Below are 12,667 nucleotides of genomic sequence, written 5' to 3' on the forward strand. Positions count from 1 at the left end.
GTACTACGCCTTCCTGGCCTGGGATCGATCAGCTACGAGTAGACTGCGGAAGTTCGGCGACCAATCGCAGAGACGCGGTCAATTCATCAAGCTGGTAGTGCGGGCGCAGGAATGCCACGGCCTTGTAAGCCCCGGGCTTGCCTGGCACTTCAACCACCTCGACGCTGGCATCGCGCAGCGGGAATTTGGCCTTGGCCTCCTGGCTTGCGGTGTCGTCGAGTAGTACATAGTCCGCCAGCCATTCGTTGAGGAAGGACTCGACATCCTTGCGCGAAGCGAAGCTGCCGATCTTGTCGCGCATGATGGCTTTCATGTAGTGAGCAATGCGCGAAGTGGCAAAGATGTATTGCAGTTGCGCCGACAGGCGTGCGTTGGCATTGGCGATGTCGGTGTTGTATTGCTTCTGCTTCTGCGTCGACTGAGTGCCGAAGAAAGCGGCGTAATCGGTGCCTTTGCAATGGACGAGGGGAATGAAGCCAAGGTCCGACAGCTCTTTCTCACGGCGGTCGGTAATGGCGATTTCCGTTGGGCACTTGAGGGCTACTTCACCGTCATCGGTCTTGAAGGTGTGGGTAGGCAGGCCTTCAACCAAACCGCCGCCTTCCACGCCGCGAATGGCGACGCACCAGCCGTAGCGGGAAAATGCATCGGTCACGCGAGTGCCCAATGCGTAAGCAGCGTTCATCCAGAGGTACTTGTTGTGGTCGCGACCGTCGACGCTCTCTATGAAGTTAAACTCATCGACGGGAACGGTGTCTGGGCCGTATGGAAGGCGCCCAAGCACGTGGGGCAGCGTGAGGCCGACGTAGCGCGAGTCCTCCGACGAGCGGAAGGACTTCCATTTGGCGTATTCGACTGTGTCGAAAATCTTTGCCAGGTCGCGCGGCCCGGACATGTCTGTGAATGAGTCCCAGCCGAACAGCTCCGGTGATGCAGCGGAGATGAAGGGGGCGTGCGCTGCGGCGGCGACATGAGAAATTTCTTCGAGTAGATACATGTCTTCCGGGCTGCGGGTGAACTCATAGTCACCCACCAGCATGCCGAACGGCGCGCCACCGAAAGTACCGTATTCTTCTTCGTAGATTTTCTTGAACAGCGCGCTCTGATCAAACTCGGAGGCCGCTTTCAGATCCCGGACCAGATCTTTCTTTGAAGCGTTGAGCAGTTGGATCTTCAGCGTGGTACTGGTTTCGGTTTGGTCGACCTGGTACTTCAGGCCCCGCCACGAAGCTTCCAGCTGTTGGAACTCACGGGCGTGCATGATCTCGTTCATCTGCTCCGTAAGCATTGCATCGATTTCAGCGATGCGTGCATCGAGCACCGCGATCAGATCCTTGCTAGGCGTCAGCTCACCTTCCAACACCTGGCCGACCAGCTCACCGATCAAGTCTCGGGTACGGCTACGCTCGGTGTCGGAGCGGGCAACGCGGCTTTCCGAGATGATGCTGTCGAGCAGCGAGGCCTGCGGGGCGAAGGTTTCCACCTCGACCAGGTCGGTGTCCTGTTGTGGCAGTGTTTGCTTGTCGGTCATCGTCTGGCTCCTGCTTACTCTTTGCCATCGGCGGCGGGGACGGCGGCTTCGCGACCGAATTCCTTGCCCAGGGTTTTCAGCTTCTCGGTGTTCTGCAGCACGTCCATCAGCAGCTCTTCGAGCTTGTCGTTGCCGCCCATCTTGTTGCGCAGGTCGGCCAGCTTGTTACGCACTTCCAAGAGCTTGCGCAGCGGCTCGACTTGCTTCACCACGTTCTGCGGCTCGAAGTCTTCCATGCTGTTGAAGTTCAGCTCCACGCCCAGCTGGGTGCCGTTCTTGGCCAGGGTGTTGTCGACGCGGTAGGTCAGGCGCGGCTTGATGCCTTTGAGCACGCCGTTGAAGTTGTCGCGGTCGATGAAGACGAACTTGCGGTCCTTGAGCTTGGGCAAGGGCTCCAGCGGGTTGCCGGAAAAATCACCCAGCACGCCAACGACAAAGGGCAGCTCCTTTTTCTCGATCGCATCACCGATGTCCACGTCGTAAGTGATGTGAACCCGCGGCGCGCGAACGCGGTCGAGTTTGTGCTGGGTACTTTCCTTCTTCGCCATCGTGTTCTCCAGTGCGAGCAATTCGCTGCGAATCATGGCGCGGCCCGGCGGGGCCTGCGCGTTACAGTCCTTCGATCGTCAGCAGCAGGCGCTGACGGATTTCGTCGTTCATTTCCAGAATGTTGTCGCGGCCCACAAGCTCTTCGAAACTGGTGTTGCCGGCAATTTGCGTGCTGCTACGGATGACCGAATCGTCGGGAAGTTCCGAACGCACCGGCGAGCTGATGACGCAGAAGGGCAGGTCGCCCATGCCTTTGAGGCGTTCGAAGCTCAAGCCAAAGCGCAAGCCTTCGAACAGGCGGCCAAGGCCAGGCGACTTGCTCAGGCAGTAGAACAGCACCAGGTAATGCACCACGAAGCGGTACAGCTCGGCGCTGCTGCGGTTGGGGTCGTTGATGACATTGCGAAAGCGCGCCAGCTCGAAGCCCTGAAAACCCACGACCCAGCGCACAGGGCTGGTGACGCGGATGACCTGCCCGCTGGGGGCCAGGACCTTGTCGTATTCCAGGGGGAACAATTCGGGGGTGGTGCTGATGAGGTTGAGCGGCACTTCCAGTTCGCTGACCAGCTGGAAAGGCGTGGCCGAACCGATGCGTTCGTACAGTTCGATAAGCGACTGGAAGTGGCCTTGGGTTTCGCGCCCGCTGCTGCGTTGCGCCCCCTGCAGGTATTCGCCGAACAGCGTTTGCGGACGGATCAGCGGCGCCACGGTAGCGAGGTAATCGGCCGCCTGCGCCTTGAGCGCATCGGAGATTGCCCGCGTCTGGCTACGCAGCTTGATCAGTGCTTCGACATCAAACGTCTGTGTCATCGGTACATCGTCCATGAGCCTTTTGAATCGTCCTGATACGCCGCTGGCGTGGACTGGAAACTCGGTACTGGCACATGAATATCGTGTTGCCAGTAATGCCGTGTAGGGCACCCCGCGTTGGAAGAAGTTCCTGCTGGGGCCGCGATTTTTTCCCTGTTTGTGACGCAGTGCAATGATGTCGCATTGATATCGGGCAGGGGTTTTGAGTGCGTAAAATCTGGGCTTGGGCCCGTGGGGAAGGGGTTTTAGGCAGAGGAAAACGGCTGAAAAATCTTCTGGAAAATAATTTTAAAAAGGTGATGTAAGTCGCATTTTGGGTTGGCCCAGTAGGTGCTGTGAGGGCTTTAGGACGCCGCTTTCAATGATGGCAATGCGACGGAATACGCCGCACGTGGCGGCCGGTGAAGAGGTTTTTTATGATCCAGGAGCCGGCATATGTGATCTGCTTGTTCGACAGGATGACTGGCACGGGCTGGGCCCGTGATCGCCGGCAAGCCGGGTCCCACTGGAGGGAGGTGTGGGCTTTGGATATTTGACTCAGACCGCTATTGGCACGCTGGTCGCAACCGCTTGTGCGTCATCAGCTCCGACGATTGTGACACCGCTTGCTTGGCTCTTTTCCAGCATTGATGAGATTTGTGCAAGGGCAGTCCACCCATGTGGGCCGGCTTGCCGGCGATCAACGGCTGAGCCAGTGACATCCCCGCTCGACCGTGCCGTTCGGCGGCAGGTTGGGGCGTAGCTATCTACCGTCCACCTGGACGCAAATAGTCTTGTTACCCACAACTTTGCACGGCCAGTGGTCGTTGATGTAGGAATCGGGCGTAAAGCATATGCGCTCATCGTTCACCCAGAACATCTGCCATCCGGAGCCTGAAATACGTAGCTTTGGGCAAGACCAGTAGCCCTTCGCAGAGAGTGTGGCCGTGGTCGCGATGATCATGGCCGGGGCAGCCCAGCACATTATGGCGACCATCAACTGCAACGACCGGATTTCGAAGGTGTGAAGCCTGGATTTTGTGGGCGGGTCGAATTTCTGACCGGTCCATGCCGCGAAGGCGCAGACAACGAGCAGGTAGGGCGTTCCTGGAATCGCCGCGAGTACGAAAAAACTCATGAGCGGCGTTTCCACAACGGGTGCATTTCTGTAGAGGCGGCCATACAGCGGCAGCAGTTCGGCCCACAACACGTAGAACGCAAGTGCGCACACCGCTAGCATGCACAGGGCAACGCCGATGGCCACGCAGCGAAAAAGCAGCGGGGACCTGACATGGAGTTCGGGATGAGATTTCATGATGACGTCAGCGTTCCTTGCTGTGCTTGATCGTTGATTATGCCAGAGCCTGTCTGGCGCTGTTGTCAGTAGTTGGCCAGGTCAGCAATATGGGCCCATGGATGAGAGTAAGCCTTTGCAAGGAGCCAGCATGATCGACCTGAGAAGCCCGGACGCAGTCCTGAGCGAATACGCCCAGCGCTATATCGACTTGGGCCCCGACATATCCCCCCAGTTACAGCAGCGTATGGAGTACATGTACGATCTAGGCGCGCCCATATTGCCACGTATCAAGCCACCTGGCTTAGCGACAGGCCTTGCACGCTCTTACCCGAGCAAGCACTCGACCGCGCACAGGGCGCACTGCTAGGCCTGGCAATCGGTGATGCGGTGGGAACCACACTGGAGTTTCAGCGCCGCGGTCAGGGGCAGGTTACAGACATGGTCGGTGGTGGCCCATTCCGCCTCGCGCCCGGCGAGTGGACCGACGATACCAGCATGGCGCTGTGCCTGGCCGACACCTACGCGGCCAAGGGTGGCTTCGATTTTGCCACTTTTGCAGATGCACTGGTGCGCTGGTACCGCCAGGGCGAGAACAGCGTCAGCGGGCGCTGTTTCGACATCGGCAATGTCACTCGGCGCGCGCTCGAAGGGTGGGAAGCTGAGGGGCTTGCTTGGCAAGGGAATACCGAGTCCTCGTCTGCTGGCAATGGTTCGTTGATCAGGCTTGCGCCCACTGCCATTTTTCGTCGCCACTCGCTCTCGGCGACCTGGCGAGAATGTGCCACACAGAGCCTAGTCACACATAGCGCGCCCGAAGTACTGGAGTGTTGCAGCCTGTTCGGCGCGCAGTTGTATCTGGCGCTCAATGGCGCCGACAAACACGAGGCGCTGGCAGCCAAAGTGCGCCCGCTCAAATCTCGGCCGCAGATCATCAATGCTGGCGAATACAAGCTCAAATCACGAGAGCAGATTCGCTCTTCTGGCTATGTGGTCGACACCCTCGAAGCAGCGCTCTGGGCGGTTTGGCACACTGACAATTTCAAGGATGCGATTCTGCTCGCGGCCAACCTTGCCGACGATGCCGACAGCGTGGCCGCCACGGCGGGGCAGTTGGCGGGTGCATTGTACGGAGTATCGGGAATGCCGCCCGAGTGGGTAGCCAAGGTTGCCTGGTCGCAGCGTATTGGCCACCTGGCAAGACGCTTGTTCGAGTATTCGCCGGCAACTGACGAACTCGATGAACTGGTGTATGCCGACAACTGATGCTCAAGCCTTCCTCTGGTGAACGGCTCGCGGCACGGGATCTTGCGCCACCTCATTGAGGTATGAATCACTCCCAGGTCGGCTGCTTACTACAAGGGGCTTCGGGCAGGGGGCGAATAGGGTGATTTCTTAGCAGGTAACAAATAGGCTTATGTTTACCACAGATAGATTTTTTGCAAAGATTTGGTCGGCCTGGACGCTGGTCGTAATAGTCACCGTGCTGATGATCGGGCTAAACCCAACGTTTTTCGCTATACCGGTATTTATTGGGGTGGTCGCAATGACACTGTGGTGTATCCATTGTGCTTATCGGACTGAGTACTTCGTAAGCTTCGCGAAATTGCGCATGTTTTTCAATATGTCGTGTGCGCCAATGTTCGCGTCGTTGCTGACATTGGGTATTACGTACAAGAAAATGAAGTTAAGTACGTCAACGTCGTTGATGTTAGGGCTCGCGCCCGTCGTGTTGGTGCTGTTGGCCTACGCTGTGGCTTATTACTGCCGCAGCAAAAACGACATCCTCCATTACAGAGGGGACCGCGTTGAATCCATAGAGCCGCCTCAGAAAGTTAGTTGGTGGCAGGCGGGTTTGGCCGCGGGTTTGAGCAGCATAATGTACCCACTGATGAAAAGTCATGACGTGCCAGCCACCGGGTTAATCTATTGCTTGATGCTCCTCTCCGTGTATATGGTTTTTATAATCGCGACAAGATCAGTGCGCTCAGAGACCTGAAGACGCTTGAGTCGAAGGAAAACCGACATTACATTTTCATGGACATTGAGGCTATTCAGAGCATGCGGGCTGCCTCGTGCCTCGGTAGGCTATTTGCCGTGCGTGCGCGCTATTTTCCACTGTTGCGGGGGAGTTACTTACTGACCGATGTCCTTTAGTTAGCACCTCCATAATTGGTTCCGCCATCGTTGGGGATTGGCGTTCGCAGGAATGCAGGCGTCACTATCCGGCTCGCTTGAGCGATGAAGTGACTGGCAAACTCATCATGTACACACAGAGCTGGCCCATCAAACTCTGCCACACGAGAGGCCAGCCTGAAGATTGGCTACCTAACGACGCATCCCGAGCTCAGCATCATCCAGCAGCGCCTTGGCCAGCGCGCTCAGGTAGTAGGACGCCCAGATCAGTTGCGGATTTTCATCCATCACCCCGGTGATGGTCAGATCGCGCACGCAACCCATCAGCTCCGAGGCTTGCTCCCTGGCATCCTGGCAGGGGATGCCTGGGGCGATGCAGAACAGCGGGCGGGTTTGGCCCTCAGCCTGGTAGAACATGGTTTTGCCGGGTGTGGTGTATTCGTTTGTGCCGTCTTTTGGCATTGGTTAGCTCCCTGAAAATGCGGGTGCCTGGGCTGGCCCATTCGCCGGCAAGCCGGGCCCACACGGGTTCACCACGCGCCTAAGGGTCGTCTACAACCTCAGGGGCGGCGCCGTGCGAGTGGTTAGCCTTTGAAAACGCCAGAACAGGCCTGACATGATGCGGATTAGTGCAGCGTTCTCGGCTCTGTCGGCATTTGCACTTGCACCAAGGCCACCTCAAGCAACTTGCGCAAGGTTTCGAGCTCGTGCATGGAGGTCATGATCAACAAGGAGCAGGGCGATTTGGGGTGCATCATCATCGCCTGCTGGGCGACGGCCTCGGCACAGAGTGCGTAGTCCGCAGCCATCATGAGTGTGTCTTCCAGGGAGTGGGGAGTGTGGGGTGGATCGGGGACTATCTTCAGCATAAAACCCTCTCAGTGCCTGCAGGGCTGCCGCAAATCCGCTGTCAAACGGAAAGGGTGGCAGCTGTTCGTGGGTTGACAGACCGAGGGCACTGAGAATCCCGGCGCACACAAAGGTGCCCCACGTACAGCTGCCATAACAGGCATTGCACATGCTCTCAGTGACTCACGGTCTGTCAAAACCGTATCGCCGAATTGGCAGCGACCGGCCGAGACTATGACCCACGTTTAGCGCATGCAACGAAAAACAGGCGCACGCATTATCTTTGGGAAATGGACTACAACAAAGGGAATTAATCTGATCCTTTCAGCCGTTTTCCGTAGGAAAACATCCCCGGCACCGTGATGTTCCACCACGTGAAACCACATTCAATTGTGCTCCCGCCCCACTCGCGCTTATCTGTTCGCAACCACGACCTGCCTCAACCGTCGTGACCTCAAAACGAACAACAAGAACGGGACCCACCCGCGCGAGGAGATTCCCCATGCAGCAGCACCAGCACATCCTGGCCTGGCTCACCGACGTGGCCAGCGACCTGCGCGCCATCCGCCACGATATCCATGCCCATCCCGAACTCGGTTTTGAAGAAAGCCGGACTGCGGCCCTGGTCGCGCAACTGCTCCAGGAGTGGGGCTACGAAGTGCACACCGGCATCGGCAAAACCGGTGTGGTCGGCGTGCTACGCAACGGCAGCAGCCCACGCAAACTGGGCCTGCGTGCCGATATGGACGCACTGCCTATCGTAGAAACCACCGGCGCTGAATACACCAGCCGTCACCAGGGCTGCATGCACGCCTGCGGCCATGACGGCCACACCACCATGCTGCTCGGCGCGGCTCGCTACCTGGCGGCCACGCGCCAGTTCGACGGCACGCTGACGCTGATCTTCCAGCCGGCCGAGGAGGGCCAGGGCGGGGCCGAGGCGATGCTGGCCGATGGGCTGCTGGAGCGCTTCCCGTGTGATGCGCTGTTCGGCATGCACAACATGCCGGGGCTGCCGGCGGGGCACCTGGGTTTTCGTGACGGGCCGATGATGGCTTCGCAGGACCTGCTGACCGTGACCATCGAAGGCGTCGGCGGGCATGGCTCCATGCCGCACCTGACGGTCGACCCATTGGTGGCGGCAGCCAGTGTGGTGATGGCGCTGCAAACCGTGGTGGCGCGCAATATCGATGCGCAGGAGGCGGCGGTGGTAACCGTGGGCGCCCTGCAGGCAGGCGAGGCGGCCAACGTGATCCCGCAGCAGGCGCTGCTGCGGTTGAGCTTGCGTGCGCTGAACGCCGAGGTGCGGGCGCAGACCCTGGAGCGGGTGCAGGCGATCATCGTCAGCCAGGCCCAAAGCTATGGCTGCAGCGCCCGCATCGAACACCGCCCGGCGTACCCGGTGCTGGTCAACCACCCCGACGAAAATGCGTTTGCCCACCAGGTCGGCGTCGAGCTGCTCGGCGCCGAGGCGGTGGATGGCAACACCCGCAAGCTGATGGGCAGCGAAGATTTCGCCTGGATGCTGCAACGCTGCCCCGGCGCCTATCTGTTCATCGGCAACGGCGTACAGCGCCCGATGGTGCACAACCCTGCCTACGACTTCAACGACGACATCCTGCTGACCGGTGCCGCCTACTGGGGCGCCCTCACCGAGCGCTGGCTCAACTAGGCAGCTTCAAGCTTCAAGCTTCGAGCTTCAAGCTGCAAGTAAAGGCCGCGCATGGCCCGCTTCTGCTTGCAGCTTGCAGCTCGCCGCCGTTTCTGGCCAACAGATTGATGGAGTGTCCCGCATGCAGACTTCACACACAGGCGCGTCGCGTACCCGGCAAGTGGTCGCGGCGGTCATCGGTAACGCCCTGGAGTGGTATGACTTTATCGTGTACGGCTTTCTGGCCAGCATCATCGCCCGCCAGTTCTTTCCCTCCGACGACGAGTACGCCTCGCTGCTGATGGCCTTGGCCACCTTCGGCGTGGGCTTTTTCATGCGGCCGGTGGGCGGGGTGCTGCTGGGTATCTATTCCGACCGCAAAGGGCGCAAGGCGGCGATGCAACTGATCATCCGCCTGATGACCGTGTCCATCGCCATGATCGCCTTTGCGCCCAGCTACCTGGCCATTGGCATGGGCGCGCCGCTGTTGATCGTGGTGGCGCGCATGCTGCAGGGCTTTGCCACGGGCGGGGAGTACGCCAGTGCCACGGCGTTTCTGGTAGAAAGCGCACCGGCCCACCGCAAGGGGTTGTATGGTTCGTGGCAACTGGTAGGGCAGTGCCTGGCGGTGTTTTCGGGCGCGGCCATGGTCGCGCTGGTGACCCACGTGTGCACACCCGAGGCGTTGGACAGCTGGGGCTGGCGAATTCCGTTCGTGATCGGCTTGCTGATCGGGCCGGTGGGGCTGTGGATTCGCAAGCACATGGAAGAGCCCGAGGCGTTCCTCGAAGCGCGCAAGCAGGCCAAGGGCAAGGCGCCGAGCTTGTGGCAGGTGCTGCGTGAGCATCGGCGCAGCTTGCTGGTGTCGATGGGGCTGGCCTGTGGGGCGACCGTGTCGTTCTACGTGGTGCTGGTGAACATGCCCACTTTTGCCCACAAAAACCTTGGCCTGCCACTGGACCAGGTGCTGCTGGTGCAGATGCTGGCCGTGGGCCTGATGACCGTGGTCATCCCCCTGGCCGGAGCGCTGTCGGACCGGCTTGGCCGGCGCCCGGTGCTGATGGCCTTTACCTTGGCATTTTTCGTCATGGTGTACCCGCTGTACGTGTGGGTAGCCGCAGCGCCGTCGATCGAGCGCCTGCTGGTGATGCAACTGCTGCTGTGTACCGCCATCGGCGGTTTCTTCGGCCCGGCGCCCACCGCCTTGGCCGAGCAGTTCCCGATCGAGGTGCGCTCCACCGGGGTGTCGGTGGCCTATAACGTGGCGGTGATGGTGTTCGGCGGCTTCGCGCCGTTGATCGTCACGTGGCTGAGCAAGGTGCTCGGCACCCCGGTGGCGCCGTCGTTCTATGTGCTGTTCGCTTGCTTGTTGACGCTGCTGGGCACCTACTGCCTGAAAGAAGTCCCCCGCGCTGGCAAAGCTGCCGCTTTCAACCTTGGAGTGAAACCGTGAACCCGTTAGCCATCGACCCGATCGTTGCCCTCGATGCCCAGGCGCTGTCCGAGGCGATCCACGCGCGCCAGGTGTCGTGCCGTGAAGTGATGCAGGCCTACCTGGGCCACATCGAGCGCTTCAACCCACAGGTCAATGCGCTGGTGTCGCTGCGCGAGGGCGCGGTGCTGCTGGCCGAGGCCGAGGTGCGTGACCGCGAATTGGCCGCCGGCCAGTCGCGCGGCTGGATGCATGGCATGCCGCAGGCGGTCAAGGACCTGGCCGCCACGGCGGGGCTGCGCACGACGCTTGGCTCGCCGCTGTTTGCTGAGCAAGTGCCGGCGCATGACGCCATCAGCGTGGCGCGGGTGCGGGCGAGCGGGGCGATCTTTGTCGGCAAAAGCAATGTGCCGGAGTTCGGCCTCGGCTCGCAGAGCTACAACACGTTGTTCGGTACCACCACCAATGCCTATGACCACAGCCGTGTGGCAGGCGGCAGCAGTGGCGGCGCCGCAGCGGCGTTGGCCATGCGCCTGCTGCCGGTGGCTGACGGCAGCGACATGATGGGCTCGCTGCGCAACCCGGCGGCGTTCAATAACGTGTTCGGCCTGCGCCCTTCACAAGGGCGGGTGCCTTACGGGCCAACGCCGGAGCTGTTCGTGCAGCAGCTGGCCACCGAGGGGCCGATGGGGCGCACGGTGACGGACGTGGCGCGGTTGCTGTCGGTGCAGGCCGGGCACGACCTGCGCGCGCCGCTGTCGCTCAGTGACGGCCCGCGTGACTTTGCCGCCGGTTTGCAGCGCGATTTCAAAGGGGTGCGGGTGGGCTGGCTAGGCAACTTTGACGGCTACCTGCCGATGGACGAGGGGGTGATGGACCTGTGTCAGGCGGCCTTGGCAGACTTCGCCGAGCTGGGCTGCGAGGTCGAGGCGTGCCAGCCAGGGTTTGACCCGGGGCGTTTATGGCAATGCTGGCTCACCCTTCGCCACTTCCTGGTGCACGGCAACCTGGGCGCGGCGTATGCCGACCCAGGCAAGCGTGCACAGCTCAAGCCTGAGGCGCAGTGGGAAGTGGAGGGCGGCCTGCGCCTGACCGCGGCGGACGTCTACCAGGCTTCGCTGGACCGCAGCGCGTGGTACCTGGCGTTGGGCAAGTTGTTCGAGCGTTACGATTATTTGCTGTTGCCGGCTGCTCAAGTGTTCCCTTTCGATGCAGCCGAGCCGTGGCCCAAGGTGGTTGGTGGGCAGGCGATGGACACCTACCACCGCTGGATGGAGGTGGTGATTGGCCCGACTTTGGCCGGCCTGCCGAGCATGAGCGTGCCGGTGGGGTTCAACGCCGCCGGGCTGCCGATGGGCCTGCAGATCATAGGCCCGGCCCAGGCGGACCATGCCGTGCTGCAACTGGCCTATGCCCATGAGCAACTGACCCACTGGGTAGCGCGGCAGCCGCCTGGCTGCCTGCAGCTGCGCTGAAAGCCCTGGGCAGGCCCGTATCTTGCTGGGCATGATGACCATCCACGCACAGACACGGAGGTCGAACCCATGGGTATTACCGCAGACAGCGGGGGCGTGCGCTCGGTGGAGCGGGCACTGGCGATTGTCGAACTGCTTGGTGAACACCACGCGCTGGGGCTCGAAGAGCTGCATTACCTGACGGCACTGCCCAAAGCCACGGTATCGCGCATGCTCGCCACCTTGCAGGAGCAGGGCTGGGTCTACCGTGGCCTGAGCGACCGCCGCTACCGCTTGTGTGCCCGGCGCCTGTTTGGCGACCGCCAGCTGCGCTTCAAGCGCACACTGGTGGAACGCGCCGCGCCGCTGCTGTTGGAGCTGAGCGAGCGCACCGGGCTGGTGGCGGACCTTTCTTCTTTTGACGGCGAACGGCTGGAGGTGATGGAAAGCGCCATTGCGCAGGTGCTGCGCAAACGCTACCCGCACACCTGCCAGCTCGTTGGGCACCATGCCAGCTTGTTTCACTCGGCCATGGGCCGGGCGTGCCTGAAGGAGCTGGCGGCGGATGAGGTACAGCGCTTGGCGGCGCATGAGCGGGTGCGCGATGAGGCGCTGTTGCGCGATATCGAGGCTGATGGGCACAACGGCTTTGGCCAGCGCACCGAAGGGTTCTGGGAATACCCGGTGCGCTTGCCGTTCCTGATCCGGGCGATTGCCCTGCCGGTGCGGGTGGAGGGGCGGCTGGTGGGCAGCATCGCGCTGCACTGGCCGCTGGACCTGGCACCGGTGGAGCGGGTGCAGAGCTTGCACCTGAACAGCTTGGCGGCGACGGTGGGGCAGATACAGCACGCGTTGCTGAATTGAGGCGGCTGTTCCGGCCTCATCGCCGGCAAGCCGGCCCCACAGGGACCGCGCAGTGCTTGAGCTCTGTGCTGTACCTGGACTGCCCCATGGCATTGGATTGGTGTCCAGATTCCTGAAG

At 61.0% G+C, this 12,667-nt stretch carries 10 protein-coding genes and 1 pseudogene; 5 read left to right on the plus strand and 6 right to left on the minus strand.

Translation table 11 applies throughout. The features are described 5' to 3' along the window. Positions 1-28 precede the first annotated feature (28 nt). The 4 genes from tssC to ACIPZH_RS18520 form a co-directional block, all read right to left on the minus strand. Entirely contained in the window at positions 29-1,531 is a 1,503-nt protein-coding gene (gene tssC / locus ACIPZH_RS18505) for a type VI secretion system contractile sheath large subunit (protein WP_400627920.1), read from the minus strand. 14 nt (positions 1,532-1,545) lie between these two features. After that, complete coding sequence (gene tssB, locus ACIPZH_RS18510; RefSeq protein ID WP_012314370.1) at positions 1,546-2,079, minus strand: type VI secretion system contractile sheath small subunit; 534 nt, start codon at positions 2,077-2,079, stop codon at positions 1,546-1,548. A gap of 61 nt (positions 2,080-2,140) precedes the next feature. Further along, positions 2,141-2,890, minus strand: a complete 750-nt coding sequence (locus tag ACIPZH_RS18515; RefSeq protein ID WP_400627922.1) for a hypothetical protein — start codon at positions 2,888-2,890, stop codon at positions 2,141-2,143. 742 nt (positions 2,891-3,632) lie between these two features. After that, complete coding sequence (locus tag ACIPZH_RS18520) at positions 3,633-4,184, minus strand: hypothetical protein (protein WP_400627924.1); 552 nt, start codon at positions 4,182-4,184, stop codon at positions 3,633-3,635. Between the two features lie 130 nt (positions 4,185-4,314). Between ACIPZH_RS18520 and tri1 the strand changes: the two are divergent. Further along, a pseudogene (tri1, locus tag ACIPZH_RS18525) lies at positions 4,315-5,429 on the plus strand (ADP-ribosylarginine hydrolase Tri1). A 1,062-nt stretch (positions 5,430-6,491) separates the two neighbouring features. On the opposite strand, the gene ACIPZH_RS18530 reads toward tri1, so the two are convergent. Together ACIPZH_RS18530 and ACIPZH_RS18535 are read right to left on the minus strand one after the other, a co-directional pair. Then, positions 6,492-6,761, minus strand: a complete 270-nt coding sequence (locus ACIPZH_RS18530) for a DUF3077 domain-containing protein (RefSeq protein ID WP_241807125.1) — start codon at positions 6,759-6,761, stop codon at positions 6,492-6,494. A gap of 164 nt (positions 6,762-6,925) precedes the next feature. Continuing rightward, positions 6,926-7,168 (minus strand): hypothetical protein, encoded by a 243-nt coding sequence (locus ACIPZH_RS18535; RefSeq protein ID WP_241807126.1) that lies wholly within the window; start codon positions 7,166-7,168, stop codon positions 6,926-6,928. A 482-nt stretch (positions 7,169-7,650) separates the two neighbouring features. Here ACIPZH_RS18535 and ACIPZH_RS18540 point away from each other — a divergent pair, with 482 nt between their 5' ends. The 4 genes from ACIPZH_RS18540 to ACIPZH_RS18555 all read left to right on the plus strand — a co-directional run bounded on the left by ACIPZH_RS18540 (position 7,651) and on the right by ACIPZH_RS18555 (position 12,549). After that, positions 7,651-8,820, plus strand: coding sequence for a M20 aminoacylase family protein (locus ACIPZH_RS18540; protein ID WP_400637247.1), 1,170 nt, complete (start codon positions 7,651-7,653; stop codon positions 8,818-8,820). A gap of 121 nt (positions 8,821-8,941) precedes the next feature. Continuing rightward, entirely contained in the window at positions 8,942-10,252 is a 1,311-nt protein-coding gene (locus ACIPZH_RS18545) for a citrate-proton symporter (protein ID WP_400637248.1), read from the plus strand. Beyond that, entirely contained in the window at positions 10,249-11,706 is a 1,458-nt protein-coding gene (locus ACIPZH_RS18550) for an amidase (RefSeq protein WP_400637249.1), read from the plus strand. Before ACIPZH_RS18545 ends, ACIPZH_RS18550 begins: the two co-directional genes overlap by 4 nt. Positions 11,707-11,775: 69 nt before the next feature. After that, the gene (locus ACIPZH_RS18555; protein WP_400637251.1) at positions 11,776-12,549 is read left to right on the plus strand and encodes an IclR family transcriptional regulator; all 774 of its coding nucleotides are present in this window, start codon (positions 11,776-11,778) and stop codon (positions 12,547-12,549) included. Positions 12,550-12,667 lie beyond the last annotated feature (118 nt).

This window comes from Pseudomonas sp. NPDC089758, assembly GCF_044748705.1.
GTDB classification, from domain to species: domain Bacteria; phylum Pseudomonadota; class Gammaproteobacteria; order Pseudomonadales; family Pseudomonadaceae; genus Aquipseudomonas; species Aquipseudomonas putida_X.